Origin of the sequence: Rhodopseudomonas rhenobacensis, assembly GCF_014203125.1 — a bacterium.
Taxonomy (GTDB): Bacteria; Pseudomonadota; Alphaproteobacteria; order Rhizobiales; family Xanthobacteraceae; genus Rhodopseudomonas_A; species Rhodopseudomonas_A rhenobacensis.
On the sequence record NZ_JACHIH010000010.1, the window covers coordinates 20,880 to 38,207 of the forward strand.

Consider the following 17,328-nt stretch of genomic DNA (forward strand, 5'->3'; position numbering starts at 1 on the left):
GGCCCTCAATCACCAGTCCGCTAAACTGTGAAGCGGCACCGGCCGCTGATCATCGTGGTTTCGGTTGGCCCTCAATCACCAGTCCGCTAAACTGCCTTGCCGCCCTTCTTGCCGAGGATGTTCGTTTCGGTTGGCCCTCAATCACCAGTCCGCTAAACTTTTGCGTCAACGGTGCCGGTGTCGTTTTCGTTTCGGTTGGCCCTCAATCACCAGTCCGCTAAACTTTACCGGCGAACGACGCGATGGCCTCGGCCGTTTCGGTTGGCCCTCAATCACCAGTCCGCTAAACTACCCCAGGCAAGCGAAGCGAGGGCGTCGTGGTTTCGGTTGGCCCTCAATCACCAGTCTGCTAAACAAAATTCACCCCAGATCGACCGCCGTCGAACACTTCTTCAACAGCCTGCTAGGATTTGCAAACCAGATCTTGCAACAGCGAGTCTGCCAAGAATTCCTCTGGGATTGCGACCCGACATTGTTGCATGGCCGTCGTCAATGCTCCATCCCAATGTGCTGTGACCGCCTTACCCTGCAGAGGCAGGCCGAAGAATGAGATCCTTGCGGCCGCGGCGGCGTAGTCAGCGGCGCCGAAGCGCCACGGTTCGGCGTTGTGCTCACGCATGACTTGGTTGCCGATGTGCAATCCGGGCCAATCGAAATCGCCGTGATAGCGAAGCCGCGCGCCCGCTTCGCTCAGTTGCAGCAACAGGCACCGTTGCGCGGCCGCGGGCATGCCATCGGTACAGACCAGCGGCGCGCAATCGGCGCCCCAGCGATCGGCGGCGATCGCAATCAGATTGGGATTTTCGCAGACATAGACCGTGCGGTGGGCCACGTCCCAGGTGGGCGGTGAGCGCAGCAGCGCGCGCAAGGATGCGTAGCTCGGCTCGCCCGCGCGCCGACGATCGCTCTCCGCCTCGCGGGTCGGAAGATTCAGGAACAGCACCGGGCGCGCCAACTCATTGACCAGGATGCCGGCTTGAGCCCAGATCTCGCGGTCGCGCTCCACGCTGGCGTTGCGTTCGAGACCGCCATTTGCCGCGGCCTCAATTGGCGCGTCGTCATCGCCGTCGTGGGATTGCGGCGCAGACCGACGCAACACCGCGAGCACCAGCGCCGCGGTGGCTTGGCCGCCGTCGAGCGCATGGGCATCGCCGAGCACGTCGGCAGCCAATTGCGAACGGGTGAGGCCCTGCGCGGGCAGCCGTTGCAGCACCGCCTCGGCGCGGCGACATAGTTCGATCGCCGCCGCAGCATTCTGTCGTGCAAGACGCTTGAGCAGTCCGAGGCCCGCCGGCGACTGCAGCAATGCGGACAGGCTCGCGTGGTGGCAGGCGCCAATCACATCCGACCATAGCGTTTGTAGCGCGAGGCGTGCGCTGGCGAGGTGTGTGATCGGGCCATCGAGCTGTTCCAGCGCATCGCGCAGCGAAGCTGCGATCCCGGCGTTTTGGAACGCGGCATCGAGCACGCGAAGGTCGATCTGTAAGGAGCCAGAGTAGCGCTGCGGGCGGCCGAGCAATGCTGCGAGCGCGGCGTGCTCCTCCGCGGTCAGTCGGTCGATGCGAAGGCTTTCGACGACGTCGTCGGGCGTGTGGCGTTCAAAGCGCCGGCGCAGCCGCTTGCGCAGCGAGGCGAGACGCTCGCCGCCGAGCAGGCGCTGAAGCCGCGCGTCGGTTGCGGCTCTCATGTCGGCGCAAACCTGCGGTCGGGATCCTCGTCGCGGCTCTTGGCGCGGCCATCCCAGTTCCAGCGCGAGACGAACACCGCGTCGATGCCTTCGCGGCGCTGCAGCTGGCAGATCGCGACGCCGGGCAATTCGGCGTAGCAGCCCCATTCGCGTTCGCTGGTGATGACGAAGTCGAGGTCGAATTCCCGGATCAGCCCCATGCAATGGGCGCGGGCGGAATCGTCGATCCCGGCGAAGGCTTCGTCGAGCAGCATCAGCCGCGGCGCCTGCGCCGAGCTGCCCTGGCCGTAGAAGCTGGCGATCGCGGCGAATAGCGGCACGGTGAGGCCGAGCGCGCGTTCGCCGCTGGAGGCCGGGCCGGAGAGTTTGCGCCAATGCCCGTCCTGCCAGCGCTCGACGCGGAAACGGTGCCAGCGCCGATAGTCCAGCGCGCGGGCGAGTTGCTCGATCAGGCTGCCGCCGCCGTCCCTGCCGAAGCCCAGATCGGTGCGTTCGCGCTCGGCGGCGATGCGCTTCTGCAACATCGCGCCGACCACGCGGCGGTCTTCCGCCGACCACAGATCCGCGCTGGTGTTCAAGAGCCGCTTGCGTGCGGCGTCGAGCCCGACCGGGGCGCCTTCGTCCTCCGGCAGCGGCTGCCAAAGGAGGCGATAGCGTACGCCGGTGGAGGTCGGGCGGCTGTGCAGCTCCTTGTTGATGGCGTCGCGCTGAACTTCAGCCGCTTGCAGCAGACGCTGCACCTCGGAGGCGATCTCGGCCTGCAGGTGATTTTCCAAGACGGCGCGCTCGTTGGCGGTGAGCAGTTCGCTGCGCTGCGCGATCTCCTCGGCGAGCCGCACCGCCAGCCGAGCCGGCGGTTCGGGTCGGTTCTGGTAGACGATGTGGACGGTCAGTCCCCAGTCGGTGGTTTCGGCCTGGGCCTGGTGGCCGAGTGCGCTGAGCGCGCGCTGCAATTCGGTGAGGTCGGTGGCCATCTCCCGCTGCACCCGCGCCCAGCTTTCCTCGTCGTCCTTGCGTTCGGACAGCGCCTGTTCGGCCCGGCGCGCCAGCGTCAGCGCGGGATCGATCGTCCATGCGCTGGCCATATCGGGTAGTTCTGCTTGCGGTAGCGCCGCTGACAGCAGCCCGGTGGCGGCAAAATGCTGGAACCTGGCGATCGCTTCGGCGCGCGCCTCGCTGCTTTCGGTGAAAGTCGTCTCCGCAGTCTTGGATTTTTCTCCGGCGACCGCGCTCGCCTTGCCGGAGCTGATCAGGGCTTCGCGCGCCCCTTTCAATGCGTCATCGCCCGCTTTGACGGCGGCGACGGCCGCGGCCAATTGGCGTTGCAATTGCTCGACCATCGCGCCGACAGCTTCGCGCAACACGCCGAGCCGGGTCGCGGCTTCTTCCGCTTCGATGCGGGCCGTCGCCAGCTGCTCTTGCTGTGTCGCGAGGTGCTCGCGCGCCTCGCTTTCGCGGTCGCGTTGCCGCTGCAGGTCGAGCAGCGCGAAACGCAACTCCTGGGCGACCTGCGCAAGCTGCAGCTGGGCATCGCGATAGTTGTCCAGCGCCGCCGCGATCGCCGGCAAGTCGGCGGGCGACGCCGGCAATCGCAGGTCGGCGGCATCCGCGGCGAGCCGTTGCCGCACCGTCTGCAGCGCCTGCTCGGCGTCGCGGCACCGCACGTCAGCCTCGGCCAGTCGTCGCAGGGCGTCCTGTGCGTCCCGTGCGCAGGCTGTGGCGGCGAGATGGGCATGGCGCAACGCCTCGTCGGAGGGCGCCGAGCGCCATTCCTCGGCGGCCCGATCCTGGTCGCGCGCGAGCTGCGCGGCCATCGCCTGCAACGCCGCGAGTTGGGCGGCGATCAGTGTCAGGCGCTCGGCAATCTCGGCCAGTCGCTTCGCACGAGCCGCGGTGCGGGCGGCATAGCCGATATAGGCCGCCGTCGGCTTGTCCCAGGCGCCGGTCAGCGCGCCGAGGCGAAAGCGGCCATCGGGGGCGACCCAGGCTTCGCTGTCGATCGGATCGTCGTCCGCGCAGGCGATGCCCGACAGAATCGCAGCAATGACATCGGCCGACACAGGGCTGTCCGCGGGCACATCGGCCTGCAGCCAATCGCCGAGCGATTGCGAATGTGGCGACCGCCGCATTAATTGCGTGTCGTGTAACGGCCTGCCGCCGTCGCCGGTCTGCAGCGCGCCGTCGGGCGAAATCCACGCGTCGAGCAGGCCGGCGGCTTCGAGCGCGGCCTCGAGACCGGCGCGCTGCGTCGCTGTGACGACGTCGTGAAAATCGACCAGCTGCCACAGCGGAGCCCCTTGGCGCGCAGTCCGGGTATTGGCATCGCGTATCGCGGGCTGCGGCGGCGAGGTATCGACGCCAGCTTCCAGACGGCTGCATTCGTCCTGAAGCGCGGCGCGCTCGATTTCAAGGTTCTGTTGTTGGGCGTCGAGCGTGACGCGGCGCTGCGCGAAACTCACGCTGGCCTGCTGCTGCGCGGCCTGCAATGCTTGCCGCGCCGGATTGTCGCCCTGCAGGGCGACCACCCAGTCGGCGAGCGCGGTCAGCGCCGCGAGGCCATCGTCGGGGTCGATGCGCAATTGCGTCAGGCCGGCGAAGTGGCGCTCCCAATCCTGGACAAGGTTTTGGCCCTGCCGCTCGACGGCGGCATCGGCCTGCTCGCGTCGGTTCGCAGCGGCTTCGGCGGCGTCCCGTCGTTCGTCGCGCGCCGCTTGGTGTTGCGCATGCAGAGTTTCGGCCGCGGCGACCTCCGCCTGGCGCCGCCGCAACACGGCGATCTGGTCGCGTCGCTCGGCGACCAAAGCGGCAAGCTCGGAGCGCGCTGCCTCGAAGGCGTGCGGCGTCAGTTCGGTCAATGCCGCGGCGTCGCAGCTTGCCAGCGGATTGCCGCCATGGGCCACGGCAATGCCCGCGCTGGCGGCATAAGCCGCGCCGTCGCGGCGCAGTTCGGCGAGCTGACGTTCGGCTTGCGCCATGCGTTGCGCCGCCTGTGCGGTTTCGCCGACGCTACGCGTCAGCCGGCGCGCCGCCTCGTCGGCCGCCGTGGCGGCGGCCTGCGACGCGCGCTGCCGCGCGGCGGCGTCGCGCGCCGCGGTTTCCAGCCGGTTGGCGTCCTCCATCCCGGGGCCGCTGCGCAGGGTTTCCAGCCGCGCCTGGTCGCGCTTGAGCGCACGCTCGGCCTCGTCCTGCGCGTCCTGCGCGAGCGCTTCGGCGGCCAGCGCTTGTGCCAGCCCCGCCTGCGCCTCGCCGCGCGCCCGGCTGGCATTGTCGAATTCGGTTTGCGCCTGCCGCAGCGCCCGGGCCTGGCGCCGGGTCTGGGTGCCGGCATAGATCCGGTAGCGTTGCTCGAAGCGGTCGATGGCTCTGGCCAGCGTCTGGTATTCCTCGAGCTGGCGGCGATCTTCCTCCAACTGGCCGAGCGCCTCGGCGACGTCGCCAAGCAATTCGGTCGGCAGCGGCGGCAACGCCTCGGTCAGCGCATTCGACAGCGCGGTCTCGTCCGGCTTCTTCGACAATTGCGGTTGGCGCAATTGGATCAGCGTATCCATCAAGGCGTCGTAGCGCCGCGCCCCGAGCCGAAACAGCCGCTCATCGACGGCGCGCCGATAGCTCGAGGCGGTGTCGAACAGCTGGCCGCGGCCCTGCAGCGCGTCGCGCAGCCGTTCCTTGGTCAGCACGTTGCGCTGCTCGCTGATCAACCAGAGATCCTGGTTGAGGCGCGGCGCGGCGTCGCTATCGTCGAGCACGAAGAACCAGCTCTCCACCTGCGGACGCGCCGCTGCCGCGGACAATCCGGCGCCGAGCGTGAGATAATGCGGCGTGCCGTCCTCGGCGAGCCGACCGAACTCGATCCAGGCATAGCCGATGCGCCGGTCGTAGCTGCCCATCAGCAGGTTCCAGGCCATCTTCTTGCCGCTGTCGCCGTCCGGCTCGACCCGTGACGATTTCAGCTGCGCGTCGAGCAGGAAGGGCAGGGTCAGCGACAGCACCTTGGATTTGCCGGTGCCGTTGTTGCCGCGCAGCAGCAGATGGCCGTCGCGAAACCAGAACTCCTCGCTGTCGTAGTGGAACAGCTCCACCAGGCCGAGCCGCAGCGGCTGCCAGCGCGTTCGCGTCGGGATCGGCAAGGCTGGTCTTGCGGTCTCCGCAAGAAACGAAGTCGGGCGGTCGTTCATGGCGATCCGAACCGATCCTTGCCGACGGAGCCGGCGCGCGGTTCACGGCTGTCGCGGATTTCGGCGTCGCCGAGCGCGAAGCGCGCCAGCGCCGGCAGCGGCTGCACGGTGTCGGCATCTCGGACGATGAGGTGGAGTTTTTCCAGCCGTTCGATTGCGATCTCCGTCAACTCGCGTTCGGCACCAGGCTCGCGTGCCGATTTGCGCCAGTAGCGACCGAACCTGGTCTTGGCGTCGCGCAGGAAGGCGATGATGTCGTGCTCCGGGGTGAACGCCGCCGCGGCCGGTGTCGCGGCAGCGGCCTCGGCCAGGCGCATTCTGTAACTGCTGGCCAAATGCTCCGCGACCAGCAGCGTGGCGTGGGCGTCGGTGCCTTCGGCCGGCATCGCTACGTCGGTCAGCACGCCGGTCTCATCGACCAGCGCCAGCCCTTCGGCGCGTTGTTCGGCCACCAGGCCCGCGGCGTCGCGCAAGCGCGCGGCCATGGCGCCGCGCTGATTGACGAAATAACCGCGGGCGTCGGGGTCCAGCGTGTCGAGATAGACTACGGGATCGTCGAGCAGCCGGCGGGCGAGGTGGTGGCGCAGCGCCGTGCGCCGGCCCTCGTCGCTGTCCGCCACGTGCTCATCGACCAGCGCATGCAGCCGCTGCTCGAGCGTGATCGGGGCGTCTTCCGGTCGAAAGGTCGATGGCCCCCGCACCGCCGCCAGCATGCCGGCGAGCGCGCGGCGCTGCACGTCGTAAAGGGCGTCGGCCTGATCGCCGCCGGCATGTACGAAGGCCTCTTCGTCGCCGGCGACGCGCGCCAGCACCCCCAACTCCAGCAGCGTGCGGCAGACCGCCACCAGTTCGCGCCGCTCGTGCGGAGCGCCGAGCGTGAAGCTAAAGTTCGACGCCGCCAGCGCCGGGTCAGCGGCCAATTGCAGCAGCCGCTCGCCCAGCAGCCGCAGCGTGATCTGCGGATCGGCGCGCTCCAGCACCGCGCAGGCGAGACAGAGCAGCACATAGCGGCGGCGATCGTAGCCGGGCAGGCCGCGCATCGTGCTGTCGAGATCGGCAGGACGCTTATAGAGGCGGGCGCCCTCATGTTCGATCTGCAGCGGCCAGCCGGTTTCCCGCGCGAACCAGTCGCGCAGCGCGTCGGCCTGGCGGCGGATGCCGGGAAAATCGTCGTGCTCCGGACTCATCAGCGGCGTCATCAGCAACGCGCGCACCGCGCTGCGAAACTCCTCGCGCTGGAAACGCTTCTGTTGCTGGCCGATGCTGCGACTGTCGCTGGACCTTTCAGGGCTGGGCTGCATCGGCGTCCCGTGTCGGCGTGATGGTGATCAGATGGTCGCGCCCGGAAAACACCCCGAGCGGCGTGTCGATGCGGGCGCGACTGTCCGCCGCCAGCGGCGTCAGGCTGATATGCAACAGCCCGTCGCCGGTCTGCCGCTCCGCGGTGGCGTCCGGTCCGGCCTGTTCGCTCAACGCTTCGCCGAGCAGTCCGAGGAAAAGCCCGAAGGCGTGACGGTCGAGTTCGCCGAGGTCGGACAGGCGGGTGGGGTGGCCGGTGGCAAGGCGCCTGCGCGCCGCTTCGACCTGCTGCGATTCCTCGGCGAGTTCGCGCGCCAGCCGGGCGCGGGCGTCGGCGCGGTCGCGCACCCGTGCCAACGGGCCGCGCGGCGCCGCCTCGCCGTATTCGCGCAGCCGCGGGTGAATCCGCAAAGCCGGCGCATCGATCCAGCGCGTGCTGGCCGGCAACTCCGCGTCGGCGTCGGGATTGAGCGAAAAATGCCGCGCCGGATTGAGCGCGAAGGCGGCGCGCGCCAGCCGATGCGTCTCGCCATCTTCGGCGCAGTCGGCGAACCACAGCGAGAGCATGCGAAAATCCGCGGAGCGATCGCTGCGGCCGCTGCGGCGCTCGTTCAGCGCGGCGATCGCGCCGAGCAATTGCGGAATCGCCGACCTCGCCCGCGCCCGCAACAATTCGGCTTGCGAAGGCTCGTGGCCGGCGCGGAAGAACCAGCCGCGCAGACCCGTCCAACGTTCGCGCCAGACGTTCCAGGATCGGGTTTGGGCATCGATGCGATCCTGCTCGTCGCCGGGCGCGGCGTCGCGGGCCTCGCGCGCAGCCACCTGCTGCAACATCGCGTCGATGCTCGGCTCCAATGCGAGAATGAGCCCGGCGATCATGTCCGAGCGGCGCACCAGATCGCCGATGAAGCGCTCCAGGTAGTCGATCAGCCGCCGCTTGTAGTTCGCCACGGCATTTTCTTCGGCCTGCTGCAGTTCGATGCTGCGCGCCACCCCGGCCATGAACGCCTGGGCGTTGTCGGCCAGGCCCTCGAACACCCGCACCAGATCCCGCAGCGTCGCGTGGATTTTTGCGGCGTCCGGTTCGGTCTCATCGGCCAGCGCCTTCATCGCCTGCAATCGGCTGGCGATGTCTTCGAGCGCCACGGTTTGCAGCTCGGCGCGGCGTTGCAAGGTTTGCACGAACAGCGCCAGCGCCGATTCCACGGCTTCACCGCCCTGCGACAGCCGGTACAGCAGGCGCGCCCGGTAGAAATCGTTCAGGCTGGAAACCCGCGCCGTATCATGATGCGATTCCAGATTGCCCCAGGCCGAAAGCTGGCTGAGCGCTGCGTTGACGTCTTCGATGCGTGGGGTCTGTCCGTCCGGCCATCGGGCTTCGGTCAAGACGTCGTCGGGCCGCAATTGCAGGCGATATTGCCGCTTGGCCGCGGCAAACACATCCATGATGCAGCGATACAACGCCGACTTCTCGGCGCTGACATGCCTGAACAGTTCGGCTGAATCGCTCACGGCTGGCATCGGACGTTTCCAGATGGTCCTGGACTGCAGATATCGATCGGCGCCATAGGTTAGCGGATTTGTGGCTTTGTTCCAGCCATATCGGCTTCCGTCGATGGTGTCAGGAATTGCGCGGGGCCGGCCGCGCGGCGCTTGCACTCAACTCAGAGCCAGTTCTCGACGCGAGAGGCCCGGCATGCGGCTGAACTCGCGAATGCGAATGCGGATGCACCGATTGGAGCTGCCGCCACGGCGGTCGCGCGCGCGAATGTTGGCGCGCCGTCGCCGCGCGATCAGACGTCAGATCCGTGGCAGTTCCTGGTGCAAATCGGCATGCAAGTTGTCGCGGCGCTCGCGTCTGGCAACGAAGCCAACGCGCCGGCGCATCCATGGATTGAGCACGATCGGGCCTCCGGCGCAAAGAGCCTGAAAATCCCGATGCCGGCCCCGAAAACTGCAATCAAAATCGCAAATGCATTTTCTGCATTGGCGGACAGCTTGCGGGCCAACGACGCCCATAGGCAAAACGAGCTGAATGATTTCAGATAATTACAGTTGGCGGAGCCGGGCGGATAGGAACTCGTCTTACGTACACCAATGATGCTACGAGCTTTGGTATGGCCCTCTCGACCAATCGCAAGAATCGGGTGTTGCAGGTCCCCGCAACCAAACTTTTCTAAATAGTTACAATGAATTAGCCCGCCTGTAGCGGGCTTTTTCATGTCTTGCAGAGGCTTCCTGAACGTTACCATCAATCCTTTCTTGGGCACAAAAATCCACACCGCGATTTGGTGAGGCCGCTCATCCACGTTGGGCTGCTCCTCCCTCGGCCGACGGACGCCTCTACAGGTTTGGGAAGGCCGGCCGCTTGGTTGAATGACCCGGCCTTCCACGGCGACACCCGACGGTACCCGTTTCGGCACCATCCGCTCTGCGTCAAGTTTCCGGAAACAGGCGTGGAAACAGAATGTCGAGTGCCTCTGTTGGGAAGCGCAACGACACCGGGCCTTTGGGGGTTTCCGATCCGAGAAGCCCTGCATTGATCACATCCCCCAGGATGCGGCGCGCGGTCCGGTCGGGCAGGCCGGTGATGCGGGCAATCTCGCCGCGCTCAAACTGGCCGCGAATCAGCGCCTCTTCGAGCAGTCGCCGGGCTTCCGGCTTCAATGTTTCGCTGCGTTCGACGTAGACGCCGAGTCGTGGCCCAAGCTTGTCGAGTTCGAACAGGCTTCCCATGAATTGCACCTGATCGAGCGAGACCTTGAGAAACCAAAGTACGAAGTCGCCGAGCGCCCGGAGCGAAAGGTTGCCACGGCCATCGAGATCGCCCTGACGCGGCATATCGGCAAGGTCCATCATTTGCTTGTATTCGCTCGGAGCGTTCAATCCGCGTGCAAGCCCCCGCGAGATCGACCAAAGCCCATGCGCGCCGACGCCAGCGAGTTGAGCCATGGCGTGGCTCATGAGGCGGCTCACGCGGCCATTGCCGTCCAGAAAAGGATGGATGTAGTTGAAACGATGATGCGCGGCGGCCATGGCCATGATCCGGCCCGCCGTCTTCAAAGACTTGAAAGAGTAGCGTTCCTCGAAATAGGCCATGAAGTCATCGACCCGATGGCTCGACGGCGGAATGTGCCGCCCGACCGTGACATCATGCTCGGGACGCGAGCGCCAGGCGCCGGGCTCCAAACTGAACTCGGCATGATCACCGCTCATCCGCAGCGTCTCCTTCGGAACGTCGCGATAGAATTCGAGGTGCAGCCATTTGATGAACTCGATCGACGCAGGTTCAGGGAGATTGTTGGCGTCGGCCATGCGATCAATTTTGGTCTGCACGCGCACGTGGGCAGCGGCTTCCAATTGCAGATCCCTGCGCTCCTGATCCTGATCAAGCTGTCCTTCGAGGGCGCGAGCGATATCTCTCGGGCGGGTGTTGTGGCCTTCGATGAGGTTGCTGTAATAGGTGTTCATCAGCCGCACGAGATCGGCGAGATTGGCGGCCGTGCGCGGATGCAGGCCGGTTCCTAATCTGGCTGAGGCGGCCGACAAATCCGCAATCACGTCGGCGATCGCTTCTGACGTTTCTGCAAGCCGGGTCGGTTCGATCCGCTGGGTTGTTTCTTTCGCCATTTGGCCGATCTGGTAAGATGTTAAGATGTTGAAAATACAGCAGCAAAACTAATATTGTATCAAGAATGGCCGATGTCTTGGCCGATCTTTGCCGTTTGGTTGGTCGCTTGCTGCATGAAGCGACGCATTACATTCGACGTTCGTCGAAGGCCAGTTTGGTCGATCCTCTGGATGAACTGCCCAGGGCAATAGGCGGCGCTAAGATTTGCTAACCAGATCTTGCAACAGCGAGTCTGCCAAGAATTCCTCGGGGATTGCGACCCGATGTTGTTCCATGGCGGTCGTCAATTCTCCATCCCAACGGGCTGCGACCGACTTACCTTGCAAGGGCTGCCCGAAAAGGGAGATCCTTGCGGCTGCGGCTGCGTAGTCAGCGGCGCCGAAGCGCCACGGCTCGGCCCCATGCTCACGCATGACTTGGTTGCGATGTGCAATCCAGGCCAATCGAAATCACCATGATAGCGAAGCCGCGCGCCCGCTTTGGCAAGCTGGAGCAAAAGGCATCGCTGGGCGGATGGCTTCGGCAGCCTCACCACGATCCTCGAGTGTGCTGTGCGCCTCAGTCAGTCGCTCGGCCTTTTTTCCGATAGAGATTCGACACGTTCGGAAGGGTGTCCGGAATATCGACGAGCCGGTTTGAATGCGCCTCACGGACTGCCTCGATGACATTGACGTATTTGTCGGTGATCTCGCGCTGACGCGTTTTCACAGCCTGCCGGAGTTCATCGCCGACAATGCTGAGCTCTGGAACCTCGGCGCTGCACATGTCGATGGCAGCCGACAACAGCGTTCTGCAGGCGATCTTGACCGGGGCGTGTGGGTGCGGCGATCCGGTTCCTGCCACGAGCCGGATACCGGCGACCGCAGCGTTGACCGCGTGCACGCTCTTGCGCTTGTCTGACAAATCCATTATTCATGAATCATGGAAATAAAGCTGGCCACCGACGCTTTGTCCGCCCTGTCGCAGCGCACCCGGCTGGAGGTGTTCCGGCTTCTGGTTCGTCGCGAGCCGCAGAGCGTCGCCGCTGGCGATCTCGCCAAGGCCATCGGCGTCCCGGCCAACACCATGTCGGTGCATCTCAACGTGTTGAGCCGGGCTGGCCTCGTCAGCTCCGAGCGGCACAGCCGCTCCATCGTTTATCGCGCCGATCTCAATCGCTTCCGCGAACTGATGCTGTTCATGCTGAAAGATTGCTGCGACGGCCGCAGCGAGATCTGCGCGCCGTTGTTCGCCGACCTGATCCCCTGCTGTCCTCCGAAGGAATCCGTCGATGCCTGACCGCGTCTTCAACGTGCTGTTTCTCTGCACCGGCAACACCGCCCGCTCGATCATAGCCGAGAGCATCCTGCGTAAGGACGGCGCCGGTCGATTCAACGCCTTCTCGGCAGGTAGCCAGCCCAAGGGTGTGGTCAATCCCTTCGCGCTGAAAGTGCTCGCCGACAGCAACTATCCGACCGAGGGGCTTCGTTCCAAGAGCTGGCAGGAGTTCGCCGCCGCGGACGCGCCGGTGATGGATTTCGTCTTCACCGTCTGTGACAACGCCGCCGGTGAGGCCTGCCCGGTGTGGCCCGGCCAGCCGATGACGGCGCATTGGGGCATCGACGATCCCGCAGCGGTCGAGGGCGGCGATATCGATAAGGAGCGCGCCTTCGTTCAGGCGTTCCGCTTCATGAAGAACCGCATCAGCGTGTTTGCGGCACTGCCGATCAAGCGGCTCGACGGCGTCGCGCTGGGCGCCAAGCTGCGCGAGATCGGGCACTCGGAGGGCGCCAGCCACGGCCGCCCGGACGTGGCGTGATGGACGTCGTCATCTACCACAATCCCGCCTGCGGCACCTCGCGCAACACGCTCGGCCTGATCCGCAATGCCGGGATCGAGCCGCACGTGATCGAGTACCTGAAATGCCCGCCGAGCCGGGCGCTGCTCACGCAACTGATCGCACGCGCAGGGCTGAGCCCGCGGGAATTGCTGCGCGAGAAAGGCACGCCGTTCCAGGAGCTGAAGCTCGACGATCCAGCGCTCAGCGACGATGATCTGCTCGACGCGATGATGGCGCATCCGATCCTGATCAATCGTCCGCTGGTCGTCTCGCCGAACGGCGTGCGGCTGTGCCGCCCCTCCGAAGCCGTGCTCGATCTGCTGCCGCCGCAGCAGGGCGAATTCGTCAAGGAAGACGGCGAACGCGTTATCGACGCCGCCGGCCGCCCCGTCGCAACCGCCTGAGGCCACCATGTCCAGCTTCGAACGCTATCTGACGCTGTGGGTCGCGCTGTGCATCCTCGCCGGCATCGCGCTCGGCCATTTCATGCCGGGGCTGTTTCAACTGGTCGGCACGGCGGAGATCGCCAAGGTCAATCTGCCGGTGGCGGCGCTGATCTGGCTGATGATCATCCCGATGCTGGTGAAGATCGATTTCGCCGCGCTGGCGCAAGTGCGCGAGCATTGGCGCGGCATCGGCGTCACGCTGTTCATCAACTGGGCGGTGAAGCCGTTCTCGATGGCGGCGCTGGCCTGGCTGTTCATCGGCTGGTTGTTCAAGGACTATCTGCCCGCCGATCAGATCAACTCCTATATCGCCGGGCTGATCATTCTCGCCGCCGCGCCTTGCACGGCGATGGTGTTCGTGTGGTCGAACCTCATCAAGGGCGAGCCGCATTTCACGCTGAGCCAGGTGGCGTTGAACGACACCATCATGGTGTTCGCGTTCGCGCCGATCGTCGGCCTGTTGCTCGGGCTCTCCGCGATCACCGTGCCGTGGGACACGCTGTTGCTGTCGGTGGTGCTGTACATCGTGGTGCCGGTCGCGATCGCGCAATTGCTGCGCCGCCGGGTGCTGGCGACCAGCGGGGAGGCGGGCTTGCAGCGCCTCCTCGGCGTGTTCCAGCCGCTGTCGCTGGTGGCGTTGCTGGCGACGCTGGTGCTGCTGTTCGGTTTTCAGGGCGAGCAGATCATCAAGCAGCCGATGGTGATCGCGCTATTGGCGGTGCCGATCCTGATCCAGGTCTATTTCAACGCCGGCTTCGCTTACGTCCTCAACCGCGCCGCCGGCGAGCAGCATTGCGTGGCCGGCCCCTCGGCGCTGATCGGCGCCAGCAACTTCTTCGAACTGGCGGTGGCCGCCGCGATCAGCCTGTTCGGCTTCGAGTCCGGCGCGGCGCTCGCCACCGTGGTCGGCGTGCTGATCGAGGTGCCGGTGATGCTGTCCGTGGTGTGGATCGTGAACCGCTCGAAGGGCTGGTACGAGGACGGCTCGCCGCATCCCGTGCGCTTGAGGTGACGCGGTTGTGCCGCCGCCGGCTGATCATCGACCACGCCTCTGCCGCCTGCCACATCTGAAGGAGATGCCGCGATGAAGACGATTCAAGTGTTCGATCCAGCACTGTGCTGCAGCTCGGGTGTCTGTGGCGTCGACATCGACCAGGCACTGGTCAGCTTCGCGGCTGACGTGGACTGGGCCAAGCAGAACGGGGCGAACATCGAGCGCTTCAATCTGGCTCAGCAACCGATGGCATTTGCCGAAAACCACACCGTCAAGAGCTTCCTGGAGCGTTCGGGCCAGGAAGCCCTGCCATTGACGCTGGTGGACGGCGAGGTCGCCCTCGCTGGCCGCTACCCGAACCGCGCGGAATTGACCCGCTGGACGGCCGGGACCGAGCCGGCCGCGGAAGCGCAGCCTGTCGAGAGTTGCTGTTCCGGCGGGCGATGCGGCTGAACCCAGTCTCATGAAGTTCCTTCAGCAACCTCCGCGGTTCCTGTTCTTCACGGGCAAGGGCGGCGTAGGGAAGACCTCGATCGCCTGCGCGACCTCCATCACGTTGGCCGAAGCCGGCAACCGAGTGCTGCTTGTCAGCACCGATCCCGCCTCCAATGTGGGACAAGTGTTCGGTGTCAGCATCGGCAATCAGATCACGGCGATCCCCGCCGTCGCGCGTCTTTCCGCGCTGGAAATCGACCCTCAGGCGGCGGCGCAGGCCTATCGCGAGCGCATCGTCGGGCCGGTGCGCGGCCTGCTGCCGGACACGGTGGTCAAGAGCATCGAGGAACAACTCTCGGGGGCCTGTACCACCGAGATTGCCGCGTTCGACGAATTTACCGAGTTGCTGACGGATACGGTGCTGACGCAGGCGTTCGATCACATCGTGTTCGACACGGCCCCCACAGGACATACCATCCGGTTGCTGCAATTGCCGGGCGCCTGGAGCGGCTTTCTGGAACACGGCAAGGGTGATGCATCCTGCCTTGGGCCTTTGGCCGGGCTGGAAAAGCAGCGCGCCCAATACAAGGCTGCGGTGGACGGGCTGGCCGATCCCGCCAAGACGCGTTTGGTGCTGGTTGCCCGCGCACAGCGCACCACTTTGCAGGAAGCAGCCCGCACCTGCGGTGAACTCGCCAGCATCGGGATCTCCCGACAATATCTGGTGATCAACGGCGTATTTCCAATCGACGCTGTTGCCGGCGATGCGCTGGCTGAATCAATCGTGACGAGGGAGCAGGCGGCGCTGGCGGCCATTCCCGCCGCGCTCAGCGCGTTGCCGACCGACCAGATTGCGCTCAAGCCGTTCAATCTGGTCGGGCTCGAGGCGCTGCGTCAATTGTTTCTGCAAACCGGCCCAGCGACCGCCGATCCGCCGGCTGAGCCGCCTAGTGTCCAAGCGCCGAGCCTGTCCGCGCTAATCGGTGACATCGCCGCGGAGGGCCACGGCCTCGTGATGCTGATGGGGAAGGGGGGCGTCGGCAAGACCACCCTGGCTGCCGCCATCGCGATCGAACTGGCGCGGCGAGGACTTGGGGGTCATCTCACCACCTCCGACCCGGCGGCGAATCTGAACGACACCCTGGATGGCACGCTGGACCATCTGACGGTCAGTCGCATCGACCCGGAACAAGTAACTGAGCAGTATCGCGCGCAGGTGCTGGCCAGCAAAGGCGACAAGTTGGACGCGGCTGGGCGCGCCCTGTTGGAGGAAGATTTGCGATCGCCTTGTACCGAGGAGATCGCGGTGTTTCAGGCGTTCGCACGCGTCATTCGCGAGGCCGGCAAGACATTCGTGGTGATGGACACCGCCCCGACCGGGCACACTCTGCTGTTGCTCGATGCCACCGGCGCCTATCACCGGGACGTCGCCCGCCAGATGGGTGAAACCGGCATGCATTTCACGACGCCGATGATGCAGTTGCAGGATCCCAAGCAGACCAAGGTCCTGATCGTCACGCTGGCGGAGACCACGCCGGTGCTCGAGGCCGCGGATCTGCAGGCCGATCTGCGCCGCGCCGGAATCGAACCGTGGGCCTGGATCATCAACAACAGTGTCGCCGCAGCCGAAGTGACGTCGCCATTGCTGGCGCAGCGCGCGCGCAATGAATTGCGGGAAATCGACTCGGTCGCCAACCAACACGCCAGTCGCTACGCCCTGGTGCCCTTGCTGAAGGACGAGCCCATTGGCCTGAAGCGGCTGCAACGGCTGATGGATCTGCAGGCGTAGCGGGGGTGTCATGAATCGGTGATATCTCGCTCTTTCAGGCCCATTGACCTGTTAGGAGACGAGGGTGAGACATTGGCTCAAAGCGTGCATTTTCGGATTGGCCCTGGCGGGCGTCACCGCGCTCGGGACAGGCGGCAGCCATGCACTTGACGAGCGCTACCTTGATGCCGATGGCGATTTGCTCGCAGACGTTCCAACCGACCCGAGCAAGCTGATCGATCCCGACACGCTGGTGTTCGCCTACACGCCGGTCGAGGACCCTGCCGTCTATACAAAAGTGTGGGAGGGGTTCCTCAAGCACATGGAAGTGGTGACCGGCAAGAAGGTGCAGTTTTTTCCGGTGCAGTCGAACGCCGCCCAGATCGAGGCGATGCGCGCCGGCCGGTTGCACGTCGCGGCCTTCAACACCGGATCGAACCCGATCGCGGTGGCCTGCGCAGGATTCCGTCCGTTCGCCATGATGGCTGCGATGAACGACGAATTCGGCTACCGGATGCAGTTCATTACCTATCCGGGATCGGGAATTGAAAAGGTCGAGGATATCAGAGGAAAGAAGCTCGCCTTTACCAGCGAGACATCGAATTCGGGCTTCAAGGCGCCCTCGGCTCTGCTTCGCGATCAGTTCAAGATGGAAGCCAAGAAAGACTACGAGCCGGTGTTCTCCGGCAAGCATGACAACTCGATCCTCGGCGTTGCCAACAAGGACTATCCGGCGGCTTCGATCGCCTCCTCCGTCATGGACCGGATGATCGCCCGCAACGTGATCAAGCGCGAGCAGGTCAAGGTCATCTACGCCTCCGATCGGTTCCCGACGTCTGGCTATGGCGTTGTGTACAACTTGAAGCCGGAGCTTCAGAACAAGATCAAGTCGGCGTTCTTTTCCTTCAATTGGGACGGATCGGAGCTGCTGAAGGAATTCCAAAAGTCTGAGCCGCCACAGGAAAAATTCGTCGAGATCTCCTTCAAGGACTCGTGGAAAGTCGTTCGCGACATCGACGCCGCCATGGGCATCAGCTATACGTGCAAATGACGGCGCAGGCGCCTTTGGGCAGC

The 17,328-nt window shown here is 65.3% G+C and carries 14 protein-coding genes and 1 pseudogene; 8 read left to right on the forward strand and 7 right to left on the reverse strand.

Going from position 1 to position 17,328, the window contains the following annotated elements:
- Window positions 1–403: 403 nt before the first annotated feature.
- The 4 genes from HNR60_RS10000 to HNR60_RS10015 are packed head-to-tail and all read right to left on the reverse strand — an operon-like array spanning window position 404 to window position 8,673.
- A complete protein-coding gene (locus tag HNR60_RS10000) occupies window positions 404–1,687 on the reverse strand; it encodes a TIGR02679 family protein (RefSeq protein ID WP_184256943.1) in 1,284 nt (427 codons plus the stop codon).
- Window positions 1,684–5,862, reverse strand: a complete 4,179-nt coding sequence (locus HNR60_RS10005; RefSeq protein WP_184256945.1) for a TIGR02680 family protein — start codon at window positions 5,860–5,862, stop codon at window positions 1,684–1,686. Before HNR60_RS10005 ends, HNR60_RS10000 begins: the two co-directional genes overlap by 4 nt.
- Window positions 5,859–7,163, reverse strand: coding sequence for a TIGR02678 family protein (locus HNR60_RS10010; RefSeq protein WP_184256947.1), 1,305 nt, complete (start codon window positions 7,161–7,163; stop codon window positions 5,859–5,861). Before HNR60_RS10010 ends, HNR60_RS10005 begins: the two co-directional genes overlap by 4 nt.
- Window positions 7,147–8,673 carry a TIGR02677 family protein gene (locus HNR60_RS10015; RefSeq protein WP_347339335.1) on the reverse strand — a complete coding sequence of 509 codons (1,527 nt, stop codon included), beginning with the start codon at window positions 8,671–8,673 and terminating at the stop codon, window positions 7,147–7,149. Before HNR60_RS10015 ends, HNR60_RS10010 begins: the two co-directional genes overlap by 17 nt.
- A gap of 141 nt (window positions 8,674–8,814) precedes the next feature.
- Here HNR60_RS10015 and HNR60_RS10020 point away from each other — a divergent pair, with 141 nt between their 5' ends.
- Window positions 8,815–9,210 carry a hypothetical protein gene (locus tag HNR60_RS10020; RefSeq protein WP_184256951.1) on the forward strand — a complete coding sequence of 132 codons (396 nt, stop codon included), beginning with the start codon at window positions 8,815–8,817 and terminating at the stop codon, window positions 9,208–9,210.
- A gap of 387 nt (window positions 9,211–9,597) precedes the next feature.
- On the opposite strand, the gene HNR60_RS10025 is transcribed toward HNR60_RS10020, so the two are convergent.
- The 3 genes and pseudogenes from HNR60_RS10025 to HNR60_RS10035 form a co-directional block, all read right to left on the reverse strand.
- Window positions 9,598–10,791, reverse strand: coding sequence for a Fic family protein (locus HNR60_RS10025; RefSeq protein WP_184256953.1), 1,194 nt, complete (start codon window positions 10,789–10,791; stop codon window positions 9,598–9,600).
- Between the two features lie 198 nt (window positions 10,792–10,989).
- A pseudogene (locus tag HNR60_RS24470) lies at window positions 10,990–11,327 on the reverse strand (DUF2399 domain-containing protein).
- Window positions 11,328–11,350: 23 nt separating this feature from the next.
- Window positions 11,351–11,701 (reverse strand): hypothetical protein, encoded by a 351-nt coding sequence (locus HNR60_RS10035; protein ID WP_184256957.1) that lies wholly within the window; start codon window positions 11,699–11,701, stop codon window positions 11,351–11,353.
- A 12-nt stretch (window positions 11,702–11,713) separates the two neighbouring features.
- Here HNR60_RS10035 and HNR60_RS10040 point away from each other — a divergent pair, with 12 nt between their 5' ends.
- The 7 genes from HNR60_RS10040 to phnD all read left to right on the forward strand — a co-directional run bounded on the left by HNR60_RS10040 (window position 11,714) and on the right by phnD (window position 17,305).
- On the forward strand, window positions 11,714–12,070 hold the full coding sequence (locus HNR60_RS10040; protein ID WP_184256959.1) for an ArsR/SmtB family transcription factor: 357 nt from the start codon (window positions 11,714–11,716) through the stop codon (window positions 12,068–12,070).
- Entirely contained in the window at window positions 12,063–12,590 is a 528-nt protein-coding gene (locus HNR60_RS10045) for an arsenate reductase ArsC (protein ID WP_184256961.1), read from the forward strand. Before HNR60_RS10040 ends, HNR60_RS10045 begins: the two co-directional genes overlap by 8 nt.
- A complete protein-coding gene (arsC, locus tag HNR60_RS10050) occupies window positions 12,590–13,015 on the forward strand; it encodes an arsenate reductase (glutaredoxin) (RefSeq protein ID WP_184256963.1) in 426 nt (141 codons plus the stop codon). Before HNR60_RS10045 ends, arsC begins: the two co-directional genes overlap by 1 nt.
- A gap of 7 nt (window positions 13,016–13,022) precedes the next feature.
- On the forward strand, window positions 13,023–14,069 hold the full coding sequence (arsB, locus tag HNR60_RS10055; RefSeq protein ID WP_184256965.1) for an ACR3 family arsenite efflux transporter: 1,047 nt from the start codon (window positions 13,023–13,025) through the stop codon (window positions 14,067–14,069).
- A gap of 72 nt (window positions 14,070–14,141) precedes the next feature.
- Entirely contained in the window at window positions 14,142–14,504 is a 363-nt protein-coding gene (arsD, locus tag HNR60_RS10060) for an arsenite efflux transporter metallochaperone ArsD (RefSeq protein ID WP_184256967.1), read from the forward strand.
- Between the two features lie 10 nt (window positions 14,505–14,514).
- A complete protein-coding gene (gene arsA / locus HNR60_RS10065) occupies window positions 14,515–16,275 on the forward strand; it encodes an arsenical pump-driving ATPase (RefSeq protein ID WP_184256969.1) in 1,761 nt (586 codons plus the stop codon).
- An 88-nt stretch (window positions 16,276–16,363) separates the two neighbouring features.
- The gene (gene phnD / locus HNR60_RS10070; protein ID WP_347339337.1) at window positions 16,364–17,305 is read left to right on the forward strand and encodes a phosphate/phosphite/phosphonate ABC transporter substrate-binding protein; all 942 of its coding nucleotides are present in this window, start codon (window positions 16,364–16,366) and stop codon (window positions 17,303–17,305) included.
- The last annotated feature ends 23 nt before the right edge of the window (window positions 17,306–17,328 follow it).

What these genes read in the sequence shown, in the direction of transcription:
- HNR60_RS10025 (WP_184256953.1), bottom strand. Translation starts at nt 10,791, where the DNA reads ATGGCGAAAGAAACAACCCAGCGGATCGAACCGACCCGGCTTGCAGAA.
- arsD (WP_184256967.1), top strand. Translation starts at nt 14,142, where the DNA reads ATGAAGACGATTCAAGTGTTCGATCCAGCACTGTGCTGCAGCTCGGGT.
- HNR60_RS10045 (WP_184256961.1), top strand. Translation starts at nt 12,063, where the DNA reads ATGCCTGACCGCGTCTTCAACGTGCTGTTTCTCTGCACCGGCAACACC.
- HNR60_RS10035 (WP_184256957.1), bottom strand. Translation starts at nt 11,701, where the DNA reads ATGGATTTGTCAGACAAGCGCAAGAGCGTGCACGCGGTCAACGCTGCG.
- HNR60_RS10010 (WP_184256947.1), bottom strand. Translation starts at nt 7,163, where the DNA reads ATGCAGCCCAGCCCTGAAAGGTCCAGCGACAGTCGCAGCATCGGCCAG.
- HNR60_RS10005 (WP_184256945.1), bottom strand. Translation starts at nt 5,862, where the DNA reads ATGAACGACCGCCCGACTTCGTTTCTTGCGGAGACCGCAAGACCAGCC.
- HNR60_RS10000 (WP_184256943.1), bottom strand. Translation starts at nt 1,687, where the DNA reads ATGAGAGCCGCAACCGACGCGCGGCTTCAGCGCCTGCTCGGCGGCGAG.
- arsB (WP_184256965.1), top strand. Translation starts at nt 13,023, where the DNA reads ATGTCCAGCTTCGAACGCTATCTGACGCTGTGGGTCGCGCTGTGCATC.
- arsA (WP_184256969.1), top strand. Translation starts at nt 14,515, where the DNA reads ATGAAGTTCCTTCAGCAACCTCCGCGGTTCCTGTTCTTCACGGGCAAG.
- HNR60_RS10040 (WP_184256959.1), top strand. Translation starts at nt 11,714, where the DNA reads ATGGAAATAAAGCTGGCCACCGACGCTTTGTCCGCCCTGTCGCAGCGC.
- arsC (WP_184256963.1), top strand. Translation starts at nt 12,590, where the DNA reads ATGGACGTCGTCATCTACCACAATCCCGCCTGCGGCACCTCGCGCAAC.